Source organism: Methanobrevibacter sp. (genome assembly GCF_015062985.1).
GTDB lineage: Archaea > Methanobacteriota > Methanobacteria > Methanobacteriales > Methanobacteriaceae > Methanocatella.
The window spans coordinates 1-15,673 of sequence record NZ_SUTI01000023.1 but is presented as its reverse complement, the minus strand read 5'-3'; the positions used below and the strand labels follow the sequence as shown (position 1 = coordinate 15,673).

Sequence of the window (15,673 nt, the reverse complement as noted above, 5' to 3'; positions counted from 1 at the left end):
ACATGACCAAAGGTATCATTGAAATTGACGGTGACGTAAACCGTTGGCCTGGTGGACAAATGAAAAACGGTAACATCATCATCCACGGATTCCTCGGAAGATTACTCGAAGGATTTGTTCTCGACGGTATCGTAGTTGATCCTGAAGTGGACGGTATTACTTTCCCAGGTAAATATATCAAATATACTGGAGATATTGGTCTTAACGGTAAAGGTAACCTTTACTTAGGCGCTGAAGCTAACAAAGAAAAATTAGCTGAATACGGCGAATTAGACGACGAATATACTTCAATCAGAGAATACAGGAATTTATAATTCCTCTCTCTTTTTTTCTTTTTTTAAAATTATAGTTGTGGTATTATGGTAGAAGAAGTTCAAATGACTTTTGAAGAAGCATTGGATTATGTTAAGAATGTTGTTGAAGTTGGAGATACTTTAGAAATTTCCTATAATCGTATTTTTGCTCCGGGTGAAGTCTTAGGTTTCACTGAGGAAGATGAAGAAACAGGCGAAGGTTATAGAGTCGGTCTTCAGTTAAATGGTAAAATCTTAAATCAGGCTGTTGAATTGGATTTCAAGGAAATTGAAGATGATTTAATTGAAATGCGCCACATTACAGAAGATAAGGAACTCATTATAGAAATTTTGTAATTTCTCTCTTTTTTTCATATTTATTTTTTTCATGGCTTTTCACAAATCCCCTTTTTTGTTCGTTTTAATACAAACAATTTATATATGATGAGATATACTATTATTTATACGGAGTTGATTATCATGAAAGAATTGAAATTGACAACCAAAGAAGCGGTAGATTACTTGAAAGAAAATGTAAAGATTCATGATAAGATTGAAATTTCCTACAATAGGATTTTTGCAGAGGGTGAGGTTTTGAATATGGACTTCTCCGAGTATTTTGGAGAGCCTGGGTTTAAGATGTTGGTTTCCCTTGATGAAAGCCAAATAGGATCAACTGTCGAAATCGATGTTTTCGAAGTTGAGGATGACATAATCGAATTCATCCATTATCCGAAGGATGGTGAAGGGGTTGAAGTGACTGTAATCTGATTACAGTCTATCCATTTTTTCAAATGATAATAATTTTTCAATTGCCTTTACTTCCACATCAATTCCTTTTTCTTTTATTGCGGCAATTGAATTCAAACCACTGCCTGTTACAACACCAAAATTATAATTGTCTGCTTTTGCATTGTAGGTTAATTCCCTTGGTTTTCCTATTTTGTATATTGAAAATCCTATATTGCGCAAAATCTCTAAAAGGTGTACGCTATAGTCGCGGGATATGTATGGAATTTCCTTGAAGCTGGCTAAAATCTTTTGGGTTCCAACGTTTTTTGTTATGGATGTCATGTCTTTGGACATGAATATCTCGTGAGGGTCTTCTGTTGAACCGTTGTATGAAATCAGTTCAATGAATTGTGGAGGTTCTGTAAGTTCAAGAAGGCCTCCATATTTTGGATTGCTCATGATTCCATTGTCAATCAGGATTCCATCAATGCTTAAACTGCAGATTGTAGCAATTCCAACTTTATCATCATCTGTCGGATGATCTATCAGTTTATAATATGGATTGATGAATTTCGGATTGGAGTTGAAGGTTTCCTCCATTATTTCCAGTGACCTGTCAATGTCGTCCCTGTCAATGTAGGATACATTGGAGATTATATCTCCCTTTCTGGTTTCTATATTGAAATCAACCTGCTGGATGAGGTTCCAGGTTTTTGAAAGCAAAAATGATATTTTCGGTTGAATGTCATGTTCAACAGGCTTCAGTGTATTTCTTATTCTGGAAGTTATCGGGGACAATGTGTTGAAGCTTCTTATCTCTTCAGCTATTTTTATGTCGATGTCCTGTCCGGCTTCCTGAACGGCACAGAATGGTGTTATTCCACCAACAACGGCCATTCCAACCATACCTTCAGGTACTGGAATTCCCAGAATGTCTTTTCCTTCATCGGATATGGCTATTACGCCGCCGATACCTATTTTATCAAGCTTTTTTAGGATTTCTATAGCTTTGCTTTTTCCGATGCCGGGTATCAGTCTGAAGTTTGCAGGAATTATTCCGGTTCCGGTTTCCATAACGTCCAGCACGGATGTGAATCCTGCTGTTGAAAATGCGTCAAGTGGGGTCATGGATGTTTTCTTGTATGAAATCAATTCTGTGAATTTGATAGGTTTTGAATCCTCAATCTTAAGAAGCCCGCCATATTGGGGCTGTGAAGCTATTCCCTCATTGAGAAGCACGCCGTCAATAGTGGTTCCGCAGAGTGTTGTCACTTCAATTTTATCTTCATCATTAACCCTATTTAAATTAACATAAGGGCTAACAGAAAAGCCACTTTCAATAATGTCTTTAATTATATTGACGGACTCTTCATTATAAACGGTTGAAGTATTGACGACCACATTTCCGATTTGTTCTATATAGTTGAAGTCAGTTAAATAAATCATTTCTTCAAATTTTGAGTAAATGAAATCAACCTGATCATAGATTAATCCTTTTTCTAACTTTTCACGACCAAGATTCGTGATGACCCTACCGGAATATCCTTTTCTTTCAGTAAATCCTTTCTCGTCAAGGATTTGCATATGGTATCTAACAGCCCTTTCTCCTAAGTTATATCCTTTGTTCTTCAGTTCGTCGGCTATTAATTTGGATCCTATTGGTTTTTCTTGTTCGTTCAGTATTCTTAAGATTTCAATCATTCTATGTTCGGATTCTGACATAAAAATGCTCCACTTCAAATTGACAACTTCACTATTAAAAATAAAAAATTAATATTTAGATTAGATATCTAAATATTTTCTTTGTTCGTATCCGAATACTTGAACACGGTATTCGTCCCATTCCTGATATTTGAGCTCTAGGAATTTTTCACTGACATGAGGTCCCAGTGCATTCAATATGAGAGGGTCTTCTTCAAGGGAATGGTAAGCTTCCCATAAACTTGTTGGTAAAACTTTAATTCCTCTTTCTTCCCTTTCCTCTTCACTCATTTGGTAAATGTCAAGCTCAATAGGTTCGCCAGGGTCAATCTTATTTTTGATACCGTCCATACCTGCTTCAAGCATTACTGCAAATGCGAGGTATGGGTTACATGCAGGGTCAGGTGACCTGTATTCGATACGGGTTGCTTTTCCACGAGCTGCAGGAACCCTGATTAATGCAGATCTGTTTCTAAGACCGTATGCCATATAGACCGGCGCTTCATAACCCGGCACCAAACGTTTATATGAGTTCACGATTGGATTGGTAATTGCTGTGACTGCAGGAGCATGTTTCAGCAATCCTCCCATAAAGTAAAGCGCTTCTTGTGAAATTCCATTTTCTGAATCAGGGTCTGAGAAGAGGTTTTTATTGTCTTTGAAGAGGGATTGGTGGCAATGCATTCCACTTCCGCTCACTCCAAAGAACGGTTTTGGCATAAAGGTGACCCTGTAATCGAGTTGGTCAAATGTAGCCATGTTGTCTACAATCGCTTTGATAGCTTGTTTGAATGTGATTACTGCATCTGCAGTTTTCAATGCGTCTTTGAATTTAAATGCGATTTCATTCTGACCGGGAGCCACTTCGTGGTGAGAAGCTTCCACTTCAAAGTCAAGGTCTTCAAGGTTTAAGGTTAATTCTCTTCTGAAATCAGGTCCTTTATCGAGTGGTTCAACATCAAAATATCCTGCTTCATCGTATGGCATAGGATATCCTTTTTCATCAATATCCACAATAAAGAATTCAGGTTCAGGACCTATGTTATATTTCAAGCCTTTTTCTGCAATGCCGGCTAATGATTTTTTAAGCACTCCCCTAGGGTCCCCTAAAAATGGCTCTTTTTCAGGAGTCCACACATCACAGATGAATCTGCAGGTAGCGGATTCTTCAGGTCTCCAGGAAAGTCTTGAATAAGTGTTAATGTCTGGCTTTAATACTAAGTCACTATCGTTAACTCCAACAAATCCGGCGATGGATGATCCGTCAAATAACATTCCTTCGTTAAATAGTTCGTCCATATCTTCGCCGTTGAATGGGATAACAATATTTTTTACAGTTCCGTTTATATCTACAAATTGCAGGCGGATAAATTTGATATTATCCTCCTTCATTCTCTCTTCCATGCTTCTTATTTTTTCTTCAGGAATATCGCCCATTAAAATCAAGCTCCATATATTATAAGATTGAGTTTAAAATAAAGTCGGAAATATATTTCCTATAAAAGTTATATCTTAATTTTGTACTATATAAAGATTTTGAAAAAATAGTTATATATGGTCATTATTTAATTTTTAATAGCTTATTGTCTACGTTTTATCAATTTTATTGCTAATTTTAACCATATATTAAAAAAACAATATTATTTTGTTCAATACATTATAAAAAAAAGATAGATTAATGATTTATTGTTTAAATTTCCTCGACTGAAAATGAATTGAAATCCAACAAATCAAATGTTAAAATTTTCGGGGCAACAGTAACCTTTCCGATTCCGGTCAGGATTTTAAAGGCCTCCATAGCTTCAAGGCAGGATATCATATTCGGAGCGGGACCTATAACCGGAGGCTTTCCTGAAGCAAGACTTTCCAGTTCCCCAATAACCTCTTCTGTCAGTTCCTTTCCGAGTGAAGGCAGGTTGAACATTTCCTCATAGCTTTTTGTATTGGGCAGGAATACGCTGACTTGACCTAGGGTTCCATGGATGGCGCCGTGAACATATGGAATCCTTTTCTCGATTGCCTTTCTTGACACGATGACTCTGGTGAGAAGATTGTCCAAAGCGTCAATGACGAGATTGGAATCCCCAATGATTTCGTCTATGTTTGTTTCATCAACATGCACATCAAAACCGGTCACTTTGACATGAGGATTAATGGATTCGACTCTTTTGCAGGCGACTTCACTTTTCTTAAGCCCTATTGTATCTGTAGAGGATAGACTTTGCCTGTTAATATTGGTCATGTCGAACACGTCTTCATCAACCAAAACAAGCTCTCCAATACCCATTCTTGCAAGCAGTTCAATGGTTTGGCCGCCGATTCCGCCGCATCCGATAACGGTGATTTTTCCGTTTCTGAATTTTTCCTGTTCTTCTGTTGTCACGATGCTCATTTGCCTTGTTGCAATCTGCCAGTATGATTCATCGTCATATTCCTTACTCATGTTTTCACCTAAAAATGGTCAAATTCGCTTCCGAAATACTCATGAACTTTAACGAGTTCTGCAGGTATATCCAACATTTGGGTACAGAATGGCAAACATTCCTTGCAGTCTATGCAGCTATCTGCTCTTGAATCGTCACCAATCAATGAGAAATATTGCATGGCGCTGGCCTTCGGATCTCCCATCATATGGGCTATATTGTATTCGGTCAGGCAGTTGATTATGTCCACCCCATGAGGGCATGGCATGCAGTAACCGCATCTTGTGCAGCTGTTTCCTAAAAATGTTCTGTAGGTTCTTGCAACTTCCCTTATTAACTCATTATCGTAGTCGCTGATAATGTCCTCTGTTGAAGCTATTCTGACATTTTCCTTAACCTGTTCCAAGCTGGTCATTCCGCTCAATACACAATCCACATCATCCCTGTTCCAAAGGTATTGAAGAGCCCATTCGACAGGGGTTCTTTTGGTTTCGGCCATATCCCATAATTGCTGAACTTCCTTCGGAATATTCTGAACCAGCCTTCCTCCGCGAAGAGGTTCCATAATCATGCTTCCGACATTCACTTCCTTTAAATAGTTGAGACCCATGACTCCTGACTGGTAATATTCGTCAAGGTAATTCATTTGGGTTAGAACGACTTCCCATTTAGGATATTCGTCCAGAATCTCAATCAGATAATCGACTTCGATATGGGATGAAAAGCCGACATGCCTGACCTTGCCGCTTGAGAGGCAATCGTCCAGAAAGTCCAGAACATTCAGGTTATTGACCTTTTCCCAATCCGGTACTGTAAGGGAGTGAAGCAGGTAAATGTCTATATAATCCGTTTGGAGCTTGTCTAATTGCTCGTCCAAATACATTTCGAAATCATTTTCGCTTTCGATTGCCCATGACGGGGACTTTGTTGAAATTAAAACCTCGTCCCTCAGGGACCTTTCATTTAAAAATTTGCCAACGAACCTTTCGCTGTTTCCGCTGCCCTCTAAAGTATCGCTATGGTAAGGGTATGCTGTATCAATAAGATTGATTCCATTTTCAATTCCATATTCAAGCATTTGGGATGCTTCTTTTTCGTTTATTTGGGAGTTGGACTCAATTGTTGGAAGCCTCATGGTTCCAAAACCAAGCCTTGATACTTTAAGACCAGTTTTTCCAAGTGTATTATATAACATTTTTCATACCTCAATCAACACTTGATATATTACTAAAAACGAGTATAAAATAATTATGATTTTTAAAAAATATCATTAAAAAATAGTTTAGATGGAAAATTCCTGGGATATGGATGCCGGGGGCGGGATTCGAACCCGCGATCTCACGGTATCCCAGGAATAAGTCAGAGCACTGCTTTATTACCCTATGAGCCGTGCGCTCTAACCAGCTGAGCCACCCCGGCATCTAACAAATATATATTATTTTATCATTACATTTAAAGTTTTGCTTTTTTTCATTGTTTTTGCTATATTGAATCAATTTTTCAGAATTTAAAATGGATTTTCTTAAGGAGATTACCATATCATCGGATCAGAATGGACAGTAAAAAAAGTGATATTGATTGCTTTATTTTAATCAAATAATTTTTAAAATGCTTATTTTTTCATATAATTCTTTATTTACTATTTTTTAGCTTTTTAACATGCAAGTGAGTACTTGCTTTCGGAAATATTTATATAGGATTAGTTTTATATAACTTGATTGTACTATGACGGGCAGACTTGAAAAGTACATTTGTTCATCAGGTACCCCGAAGTATTCATAAGTATTTACAGGTTGGAGAATCAACAGGATTGAAGATATGTGCTAACATTTGTGACGTGTCTTATAATGTTTTCCGCAGGTGCTTTATATGAAACAACATCAGCGCAAAGTGAAGTCCATTTCGCATAAATCCTCTGTGAATGGATGGAGCAACATTAAAACCACAAAATAACACAAACAACGCAACACCATCTCTTAGAGTGACTCCAGTTGTTGCAAAAACAAATCTCCCTTAATTAAACCGAGGCTAACAGCACTTGAAATAATGTAAACATATCCCCCTTTAAAAAACAATAGTGCTCTAGTTAGTGCAAATGCAAGCCCCAACGGAAAAATAAAATCTGTTGATGCTCCAACACCTGTAAATTCCAATTCAACTCGACTGCAAACCTCAGTTCACTACAAAAATAAGCAATCCGAAATCCGATTTTGGGATTGGCTTTATCTCAGTTGTATTGGAGGCCTTCGCAATATTTGGAAGAAAATAGGTATGACGCATGCCTATTTCTCCTAACCAATTTTTTAACAAATTTTTCCTCATGTTTCAAAACTAATTATTTCTTTTTGTAGTGATTTGCAGATTTTTCCTTTTAAAGCATTAAATTTAAAAACTTTCAAAATGATATACTTTATTATAATACATTGGTGATTATTATGAGTAAAGTAAAAGACATGGCACTGGCTCCGGAAGGGGTTAGAAAGATTGAATGGGTTCAAAAACACATGCCTGTTTTGGAACATATTAAACAAGAATATTTGGAAACCCAACCTTTTAAAGGAATTACTATTGGTTCATGCCTTCATTTGGAGCCAAAAACAATTAATTTAGGTTTAACTTTAATGGCTGGTGGAGCAGAAGTTGCAATGACAGGTTGCAATCCTTTATCCACTCATGATGATGCAGTTGCAGGAGCAGCTGATTTAGGCTTAAACGTTTATGGTTGGAGAGAACAAGACGATGAGGAATACTATCAAACCATCAATATGGTTTTGGATCACAAACCTGACATAATCATCGACGACGGAGCGGACATGATTATGGTTTTACACAATGAAAGGACAGAATTGTTGAAACATATCAAGGGAGCATGTGAAGAAACCACAACCGGTGTGCACAGACTTCAGGCAATGCATGCTGATGGTGCATTGAAATTCCCTGTCATTGCCGTGAATGACGCTTATACAAAATACCTATTTGACAACCGTTACGGAACAGGTCAATCAAGCTTTGATGCAATCATGGGAACAACCAACATGGTTATTGCAGGAAAAACCGTAACTGTATGTGGATATGGCTGGTGTGGTCGTGGCCTTGCATTAAGGGCAGCAGGTCTCGGTGCAGATGTAATTGTAACTGAAGTTGACCCAATCAGAGCACTTGAAGCAAGAATGGACGGATACAGAGTTATGACTATTCGCGAAGCTGTAAAACAATCCGATTTAATCATTACAGTAACAGGTAATGCCGACATCATCTGCGGTGATGATTTCAAATACATGAAAGACGGATGTATGCTGGCAAATTCAGGTCACTTCAATGTGGAAATCAACCGTCATGATTTGGAAGCTATTTCAACAGAGGTTAAAGAAGTTCGTGAAAGTATTGAAGAATTCACAACAAAAGACGGACGCAAAATTTACTTATTAGCTGACGGCCGTTTAGTGAACTTATCAGCCGCACGCGGACAAGGACACCCTGCCGAAATCATGGACATGAGTTTTGCTGTTCAGGCATTGTCTGCAAAACACATTCTTGAAAACGATTTGCCTGTAGGCGTAACCAAAGCGCCTGATGAAATCGACTACAATGTGGCAAGCATGAAACTCAAAGCTATGGGTATTGAAATAGATTCATTAACCGATAAACAGATAGCTTACATGTCAAATTGGCAAGAAGGAACATAGATTCCTTCAATTTTTATTTTTTATGTCTTATTTTAGATATATCGATAACGGTGAAGGTCCTACAAAGCTTTTCATTGGAGGACTTCATGGAAATGAGGGTGTCACATCCATAAGATTCATTAAAAGAATTAAAGATGAGGATTTATCGCCCGGTCAATTCTATTTTTATAATTTTGATAAAACTCCATATATTTCAACAATCAAAAAGGAATTTTATGAGTCTGAAATAGGACAGAACATTTTGGATTTGATTGAATATCTGAAACCTGATTTTTACACAGAGCTTCACTGCTATAACCTTAGAAATTATGATAAGCTGACATCAATGGAGCGATATAAAAAAACAGGCATTCCGCCATTGATTAAATTGGGAAATCATGTTCTGGTATCGTCAGTATCCCCATTAATCAGAATGACTTATTTTTCGACAGAAACAGTATGCAAAACATTGGAATTTCCATGTCTTGAAAAACTGACTCCGGAAATTATTGAAAAATACGATTTCGATAAGTCAGAAGCTATCGAAACTTATGAAAATCTGTTAAAATTAATTTTAAGGTCCCCTTCAAGGGACTATTTCGAAAAAGAAATGATGAAGGATTATATTGACCAGGTCAAACTGGCCATGGAATATGCCGAAAAGGTTTTCGGCAAGGATTTCCCGCCATATTAAAACCATGCATCAAGGCTTCCCTGGGAAGAGCTTAGGTTTTTAAGCTTGTCTGATGCTTTTGCAACACGGTCTTCGGAAAATCCATGTTCATAGCATAAAAATTCAATAATCTTGTCTTTTTTAGGTTTTTCCCACTTGATTTTGTAGTCGGTATTGACATTATGGTTCAGGAATATTTCACGAACCTCATCCAAATCATGTGAAGATTCCTTTTGAAGTTCAGCTATTTTTTCCTTTAGCTGGCCTTTGTGGGCTAGCTTAAGAGCGGTCTTAGCGCCTACACCCTTTAGGCCTTCGCAAAAGTCGGTTCCGATCAATATTCCCATATCGATCAGTTCTTCCCTTGTGATGTCCAATTCTCTTAGAACCCTATCAAGTTCGTAGTATTCAAGGTTTCCGAGATTTGAATTGACCGCAAGGTTTCTGACAACCCTTTTCGCTCCAAAAAGCAGGCAGTCATAATCCTGTGATGCCACAGCATATGCATCTCCGTTTGCCACAAGGTATGCCGCTTGAGCTTCACCTTCCCCTTTGGCGTCAACATAAGGGATTCCCATCAGAGTTAACAGTTTTTTTGATGACTCGATTATCTCAGGTGATAATTTTGAGGATCTCATTGCGAATTTTCTTGCCTTTTCAGTGTCTCCGCTTGCAAGAGCGTCCTTGTAGATTCTTTCAGCTTCATCGCGGACTTCTCTTCTTTTGGCTTGGGTTTCACTTTTAAGTTCGGGTGCTTTTCCATCAAAGATATAAATAGGCTTTATGTCCTTTTCAATCATTGAGGAGTTTCTATACAGTATTCCGCTCAGGTGAGATGTCACATTACCATTTTCGTCAGTCAATGGTCTTCCGTCTCTCTGCCTGATTGTAGCTAAAAATTGGTATAGCGTATTGAACGCATCGATTGATACGCTTCTCCCTTCCAAGTCCTTGAATGAAATCTGTTCCGGTTCAATTATATCCTTTAGTTTTACACCCATTTTCAACACCTAAATTTCTGAAAAATAGCTTACTGGAAACATTTCCTTAATCCACATCAGTATCTCGTCATTGTTGATTATGACATAATCACGTGCAAGGAAGTCCTCATCAGTTTTGAAGAGGTCTTTTAATGTGTCGTTTGGTTTTTCAATGAAAATGTTTTTCACTTCTCTTCTTGATTCAATTTTGTAATTTTTTAAAATTCTACCAATTGGAATATCTGCCCTGAGCAGGTCTGCACAAACCTCTTTGGAGCATCTGCCTAATGGAACATGTGAAATAGCATAGATTAAAGGCTGGTCCCCTTTATGCATAATAACTTCCCTAAAGTTGATTTCTTCACCAGCGTCCACATTTACCAATTTTGCATGTTCTTCATCCGCGTTTTCAAGGTGTTGATCCAGTGTGTCCAAATCAATTTTACCATATAAAACGTCCAAGATTGCAGTGATTGATCCGTCGGTAGTTAACAGTATTTTCTGTGTGTTTGAAAATGTCTGACCGTAGTCCTTTTCTAGGTCATTCATTTTTTCGATTAGTCGTTTATTTGCTTCGTTTTTGTTTTGTGTCATTTGAATCACGTTATAAATCTTTTGGATTAGTGATAACTCCTTCAATTGCTGATGCAGCAACTACCTTGGAGTTAGATAAGTATACAAATGAAGCAGGGTCTCCCATTCTTCCTTTAAAGTTTCTGTTTGTAGTTGAAATGCAGGATTCACCTTCAGAAAGCACTCCCATATGACCTCCAAGACATGGTCCACAGCCGGGATTGCAGATGATTGCTCCGGCATCAATGAATGTGTCGATATATCCCAAATGCATTGCCTGTTTGTAGATTTCTCTTGAGGCAGGAAGTATGATTAGTCTTATTGAATCGCTGATTTTTTTGCCTTCCAATATTTCAGCGGCTTCTTTCAAATCGGAAAGCCTTCCGTTGGTACATGAACCGATCAGGCATTGGTCAATTGAAGTCCCTTCGATTTTTGAGATGTCGCATACGTTGTCAACATCATTCGGACATGCAATTTGAGGTTCCATATCTGTCACGTCAAAGTGCATTTCCCTTGCATAAACGGCATCATCATCTGATTTTACAATATTCAATTCGGATTCCCTTTTGCCTGTTCTTTGGCAGATATAATCGATAACTTCCTTATTGGGTTCCATGATTCCGTTTTTTGCACCCATTTCAATGGCCATATTGCACATGGTGGCTCTTCCTTCCACACCCATGTTCTCTATTGTAGGTCCGCAAAACTCGGCGGTTTTGTAGGTTGCGCCTGCAATTCCTATTTCGCCAATGATGTTTAAAATGATGTCTTTTGGTGCAATGTAGGGATTCAATTCACCAGTCACTTCCATTTTGATGGCTTCAGGAACCATAAACCAGGTTTTTCCAGTTGCCCAAACCATTGCAAGGTCAGTTGCACCCATACCTGTTGAAAATGCTCCAAATGCACCATATGTGCATGTATGTGAGTCAGCACCAACAACAACCATGCCGGGTTCGACCAATCCCATTTCAGGGACTACCTGATGGCATATCCCTTCTCCATGAATGAAGTTCTTTGTAATGTTCTGGGTCTTGATGAAATCTCTGCATACTTTCTGAAACTCTGCAGACCCAATGGTATTTGCAGGGATGTTGTGATCAAAGATAATTGCGATTTTTTCAGGATCCCATACCTTGTCAGCCACCTTTTCAAAGGTTTTAATGGCTGGAGGGGAGGTTCCGTCGTGTGACATTGCAAGGTCAACAGGGATTTCGATTATTTCGCCGGGTGTCACTTCATGGCCGGCTTTTGAGGATAATATTTTTTCAGTTATGTTCATCTTAACCTATTCCTTTTTGCTGATTTTTTTAACAATGTCCTTGAATACTTGGTCGTTAATGTATTTTCCTTCTTCTCTTGACTTTTTGACTTGCCTTACGATTTCAATGAGCTGTTCATCACTCACATCAAGTTCACATTCATTTAATTTGGCTCTGACGGCTCTGCATCCTGAATGTTTACCTAAGACAAGCTGCCTTTTCTGACCGACCAATTCCGGAAGATAAGGTTCATAGCACAGTGGCTCTTCAATAACGGCATCAACGTGGATTCCGGATTCGTGCCTGAATACGTTGTTTCCGACGATAGGCTTGTTGTAAGGAATCGGAAGTCCGCTTGCATCCGCCACAAGGTCGGATAATTCCTTGATGTATTTTGTCTTGAATCCATAGTCTTTGCCGTATAGGATTTTCATTGCCATGATAAGCTCTTCAAGTGAAGCGTTACCTGCCCTTTCACCAATACCGTTGACGGTTGTTGAAACGGCTTTTGCACCTGCCAAAACACCAGTAATGGAGTTGATTACTGCCAATCCGAAGTCATTGTGCAGGTGAACGGCAATGTCAATGTCGATATCCTTGACAAGCTCCCTGACAAGATAGTCTATACCCTGAGGTGTGATTGCTCCGGTTGTATCTGCAATGTGCACCCTATCGGCGCCGCATTCCTGAGCTTTGCCGTAGATACGTTTTAAAAATTCGATGTCGGTTCTTGTAGCATCTTCTGCGGAAAATGCAACGAACAATCCATGGTCTTTTGCATAATCTACTGCGGTTTCACATAGATTGATAGCATCCTGCCTTGTTATGTGCATTTTATGGTCAAGGTGGATGTCTGAGGTTCCGACGAATGTAATGATTCCGTCAACATCACAGTCAAGTGCAGCATCGATATCTTCAGGTTTTGTCCGGGTCAATCCGAGAATTGTCGCATCAAACCCTTCATTGGCTATTGCCTTGACTGATTCCTTTTCCTTTTCGGAAACTATTGGGAATCCTGCTTCGATTTGATGGATCTTGAATTGGTCAAGCTTGCGGGCAATTTCCATTTTATCTTCAAAGCTGAAACAGACTCCAGGAGTTTGTTCACCGTCTCTTAATGTAGTGTCATAAATTGTAATGTCATCCGGAAATGTTAATTCAGACTCTTTGTTATAATGACTTATAAAATATTGCAATATAATCCCTTCTTTTCAAAATAAATTTAAATATATAATAATTATTAGTTAGTTGTTATTTAAGTTTTCTAAAAGCTCCAAGTATGATGTTCTCTCAAAGCCATCTGTGATGCCTAATTGTTCAAACAAATCAAAAATTGAGTTTTGAGCTTCACTATAGTCGGCACCATCGTCCAAAGCTATTTCAATTTCCATATACGGATTTAATCCTTCAACGTCATCAAGTGATATTTCAAAATTCTCATATGAATAGTACTGTCTGTTTTTTCTGACGGTCCTGACCTTTTCAAATCCGATTGCTTCGAATATGTCTGAGCACTTTTGCGAATCTTCAATGCCCATTTCAATCTCCTTTCTGGTCTTAGACTTGCTGTCTATTTTCGGTCCTTTGTAGGTGATGAAGATATGCTGATTTTCATCTTCCCTTGTTGTTCTGATTCGCAGTGCTTCATCGGTTTGCGCAAAGTCAACAACAGGACTGTTGAAATATATGTCTTCCTGAAATTCTTTTTTGGTTTTTTCAGCACCGATTTCAGCTAATCTTTCTTCCATTTCTTTAAAGCTATTAATTTTTGCTTTTACTTCAACTTCTATCATAGTATCACAAGGCGTTTTCGCCCACATTAATTCTTTTATTCAATATTCTTAACAGTAATTGGATTAGTTTGAACTGCTCTTTAGCAAGTGCCTTAAGATATACTCTGTAAAAAATTGGCAATTGCTTGATTCCATTGTTTTCTGGCCAATTAGGATATTTGCTGTCCACATAGTCTTTCATTTCCTTAAGTGACTTTGTACCGAAGTCGTCCCTGAAACTGGCTCTGTAGACGGTTCCAATAAGTATATGATAAACGTTCAGATATTCTATTTCATCATGGAACTTCTCAAATAAACCTCTGTTTTTGGCAAAATTCTCTATATCTTCAGTTATGGAGTAAACTTCGTAAATCCGGTCATCATAAGTGTGCATGCTTGATGTAGGATTCTGGATATAGTTGTATAATGGCTTTTCAACGACGCTGACCTTATCGCTGAGCATCAGCAGTTTGGAAGTTGACCCCAGATCCTCGGACAATCTGGCATTGGGGAATCTTATGCCGTTGTCCCTATAAAGTGAGGTTTTGCATATCTTGTTCCATGGGGCGGGGTATCTGATGAGATTATAGAATCCGTTTTTCACTTCATTTTCGGATACCTTGTCTTCATAAACCCTATTGAAATAGCAAATGGAAATGTCTGAGTTGTTTTCAATCAGATTATCGTATAATCCCTTAAGGAAATCCTTTTCAACATAATCGTCGCTGTCAACAAAACAGATGTATTCTCCTGTTGCATTTTCAATACCCAGATTTCTGGCAGATGAGACTCCTCCGTTCTCCTTGAAGAAATATTTCATTCTCTCGTCATCTTTAATGTTTTCCAGAATCACATCTCTTGTGTTGTCCGTACTTCCGTCGTCGATGAACAGCGCTTCAAAGTTCTCGTAGGTTTGATTTCTAATAGAGTCTATGCATATCTCGATGTCGTCAGCGATGTTATAGCAGGGTATGACTATGCTTATCTTATCCATTTCATTTACTCCGTGCAAAAATAATTGTCATTAAATATTATATGCATTATATAAATTAAATTTTTATCCATGAAATTCCTATTTAAATATCTTTTAAAATCAAGTATTTTCTTTTTACTTATAAATGCTTTTCATTTTTTGGGATTGTTTTCATGATTTTTATTGATTGCTTAATATACTTAGTATTTAAAGAAATAAGCAAAATTCAAGTTATTTTGTTTCAGTTTTTTAAAAATTTTTTAAATTTTTCTTAAATAAACATACATTTATATACTATTTAAACTATATATTTTATTAGTAAAAATTTAACTAATTTTTTGTTTTCTTAAATTTTACTATTCTACTTTTAATAAAAATTGGAGGTTTTAAATTGACCGATGTTGAAATTAAAATTGAAAACATTGTTGCTTCTGCAAGCATTGGTAAAGATATCGTTTTAACAGAGGTATCCGAAGCTTTAGAAGGGGTTAATTTTAATCGTGAACAGTTTCCGGGATTAGTATTTAAACTTAAAGATCCTAAAACCGCAGCATTAATTTTTAGCTCTGGTAAGCTTGTTTGTACTGGAGCAAAATCTATAGATGATTCTAAATTAGCAATCA

15 protein-coding genes, 1 tRNA gene and 2 pseudogenes are annotated in these 15,673 nt (G+C 37.7%); 6 read left to right on the top strand and 12 right to left on the bottom strand.

Features of this window, described 5'->3' with window-relative positions:
• From E7Z77_RS08725 to E7Z77_RS08715, 3 genes and pseudogenes are all read left to right on the top strand, one after another.
• A pseudogene (locus E7Z77_RS08725) lies at positions 1-314 on the top strand (formylmethanofuran dehydrogenase subunit C); the annotation flags it as partial.
• A gap of 45 nt (positions 315-359) precedes the next feature.
• Positions 360-650, top strand: coding sequence for a DUF2097 domain-containing protein (locus E7Z77_RS08720; protein WP_292752991.1), 291 nt, complete (start codon positions 360-362; stop codon positions 648-650).
• 123 nt (positions 651-773) lie between these two features.
• Positions 774-1,064 (top strand): DUF2097 domain-containing protein, encoded by a 291-nt coding sequence (locus E7Z77_RS08715; RefSeq protein ID WP_292752988.1) that lies wholly within the window; start codon positions 774-776, stop codon positions 1,062-1,064.
• On the opposite strand, the gene E7Z77_RS08710 is transcribed toward E7Z77_RS08715, so the two are convergent.
• From E7Z77_RS08710 to E7Z77_RS08685, 6 genes are all read right to left on the bottom strand, one after another.
• Positions 1,065-2,747: a DUF128 domain-containing protein gene (locus E7Z77_RS08710; protein ID WP_292752985.1), complete on the bottom strand. Its 1,683-nt coding sequence runs from the start codon at positions 2,745-2,747 to the stop codon at positions 1,065-1,067.
• A gap of 60 nt (positions 2,748-2,807) precedes the next feature.
• A complete protein-coding gene (glnA, locus tag E7Z77_RS08705) occupies positions 2,808-4,163 on the bottom strand; it encodes a type I glutamate--ammonia ligase (RefSeq protein ID WP_292752983.1) in 1,356 nt (451 codons plus the stop codon).
• 253 nt (positions 4,164-4,416) lie between these two features.
• The gene (locus E7Z77_RS08700) at positions 4,417-5,169 is read right to left on the bottom strand and encodes a HesA/MoeB/ThiF family protein (RefSeq protein WP_292752980.1); all 753 of its coding nucleotides are present in this window, start codon (positions 5,167-5,169) and stop codon (positions 4,417-4,419) included.
• 8 nt (positions 5,170-5,177) lie between these two features.
• A complete protein-coding gene (locus E7Z77_RS08695) occupies positions 5,178-6,344 on the bottom strand; it encodes an aldo/keto reductase (protein WP_292752977.1) in 1,167 nt (388 codons plus the stop codon).
• 114 nt (positions 6,345-6,458) lie between these two features.
• Positions 6,459-6,568 (bottom strand) — tRNA-Met (locus E7Z77_RS08690).
• Positions 6,569-7,125: 557 nt separating this feature from the next.
• Positions 7,126-7,302, bottom strand: a complete 177-nt coding sequence (locus E7Z77_RS08685) for a hypothetical protein (protein ID WP_292752974.1) — start codon at positions 7,300-7,302, stop codon at positions 7,126-7,128.
• Positions 7,303-7,584: 282 nt separating this feature from the next.
• Here E7Z77_RS08685 and E7Z77_RS08680 point away from each other — a divergent pair, with 282 nt between their 5' ends.
• Together E7Z77_RS08680 and E7Z77_RS08675 are read left to right on the top strand one after the other, a co-directional pair.
• A complete protein-coding gene (locus tag E7Z77_RS08680) occupies positions 7,585-8,835 on the top strand; it encodes an adenosylhomocysteinase (protein ID WP_292752971.1) in 1,251 nt (416 codons plus the stop codon).
• A 22-nt stretch (positions 8,836-8,857) separates the two neighbouring features.
• A complete protein-coding gene (locus E7Z77_RS08675) occupies positions 8,858-9,508 on the top strand; it encodes a DUF2119 domain-containing protein (protein WP_292752968.1) in 651 nt (216 codons plus the stop codon).
• On the opposite strand, the gene fen is transcribed toward E7Z77_RS08675, so the two are convergent.
• The 6 genes from fen to E7Z77_RS08645 are packed head-to-tail and all read right to left on the bottom strand — an operon-like array spanning position 9,505 to position 15,071.
• The gene (gene fen / locus E7Z77_RS08670) at positions 9,505-10,488 is read right to left on the bottom strand and encodes a flap endonuclease-1 (RefSeq protein ID WP_292752965.1); all 984 of its coding nucleotides are present in this window, start codon (positions 10,486-10,488) and stop codon (positions 9,505-9,507) included. The two genes, E7Z77_RS08675 and fen, sit on opposite strands and share 4 nt — an antisense overlap.
• 9 nt (positions 10,489-10,497) lie before the next feature.
• Positions 10,498-11,061, bottom strand: a complete 564-nt coding sequence (locus E7Z77_RS08665) for a chorismate lyase (protein ID WP_292752963.1) — start codon at positions 11,059-11,061, stop codon at positions 10,498-10,500.
• Positions 11,062-11,071: 10 nt separating this feature from the next.
• On the bottom strand, positions 11,072-12,325 hold the full coding sequence (gene hacA / locus E7Z77_RS08660) for a homoaconitase large subunit (protein ID WP_292752960.1): 1,254 nt from the start codon (positions 12,323-12,325) through the stop codon (positions 11,072-11,074).
• Positions 12,326-12,331: 6 nt separating this feature from the next.
• Positions 12,332-13,501, bottom strand: coding sequence for a homocitrate synthase family protein (locus E7Z77_RS08655; protein ID WP_292752957.1), 1,170 nt, complete (start codon positions 13,499-13,501; stop codon positions 12,332-12,334).
• A gap of 48 nt (positions 13,502-13,549) precedes the next feature.
• Positions 13,550-14,098, bottom strand: a complete 549-nt coding sequence (gene cyaB / locus E7Z77_RS08650) for a class IV adenylate cyclase (RefSeq protein WP_292752954.1) — start codon at positions 14,096-14,098, stop codon at positions 13,550-13,552.
• Between the two features lie 4 nt (positions 14,099-14,102).
• A complete protein-coding gene (locus E7Z77_RS08645) occupies positions 14,103-15,071 on the bottom strand; it encodes a glycosyltransferase family A protein (RefSeq protein WP_292752950.1) in 969 nt (322 codons plus the stop codon).
• Between the two features lie 370 nt (positions 15,072-15,441).
• Between E7Z77_RS08645 and E7Z77_RS08640 the strand changes: the two are divergent.
• A pseudogene (locus tag E7Z77_RS08640) lies at positions 15,442-15,673 on the top strand (TATA-box-binding protein); the annotation flags it as partial.

Bases quoted from the DNA above. Each gene is read 5' to 3' on its own strand.
- E7Z77_RS08720 (WP_292752991.1), top strand. From the start codon at position 360: ATGGTAGAAGAAGTTCAAATGACTTTTGAAGAAGCATTGGATTATGTT.
- E7Z77_RS08715 (WP_292752988.1), top strand. From the start codon at position 774: ATGAAAGAATTGAAATTGACAACCAAAGAAGCGGTAGATTACTTGAAA.
- E7Z77_RS08710 (WP_292752985.1), bottom strand. From the start codon at position 2,747: ATGTCAGAATCCGAACATAGAATGATTGAAATCTTAAGAATACTGAAC.
- glnA (WP_292752983.1), bottom strand. From the start codon at position 4,163: ATGGGCGATATTCCTGAAGAAAAAATAAGAAGCATGGAAGAGAGAATG.
- E7Z77_RS08700 (WP_292752980.1), bottom strand. From the start codon at position 5,169: ATGAGTAAGGAATATGACGATGAATCATACTGGCAGATTGCAACAAGG.
- E7Z77_RS08695 (WP_292752977.1), bottom strand. From the start codon at position 6,344: ATGTTATATAATACACTTGGAAAAACTGGTCTTAAAGTATCAAGGCTT.
- E7Z77_RS08680 (WP_292752971.1), top strand. From the start codon at position 7,585: ATGAGTAAAGTAAAAGACATGGCACTGGCTCCGGAAGGGGTTAGAAAG.
- E7Z77_RS08675 (WP_292752968.1), top strand. From the start codon at position 8,858: ATGTCTTATTTTAGATATATCGATAACGGTGAAGGTCCTACAAAGCTT.
- fen (WP_292752965.1), bottom strand. From the start codon at position 10,488: ATGGGTGTAAAACTAAAGGATATAATTGAACCGGAACAGATTTCATTC.
- E7Z77_RS08665 (WP_292752963.1), bottom strand. From the start codon at position 11,061: ATGACACAAAACAAAAACGAAGCAAATAAACGACTAATCGAAAAAATG.
- hacA (WP_292752960.1), bottom strand. From the start codon at position 12,325: ATGAACATAACTGAAAAAATATTATCCTCAAAAGCCGGCCATGAAGTG.
- cyaB (WP_292752954.1), bottom strand. From the start codon at position 14,098: ATGATAGAAGTTGAAGTAAAAGCAAAAATTAATAGCTTTAAAGAAATG.
- E7Z77_RS08645 (WP_292752950.1), bottom strand. From the start codon at position 15,071: ATGGATAAGATAAGCATAGTCATACCCTGCTATAACATCGCTGACGAC.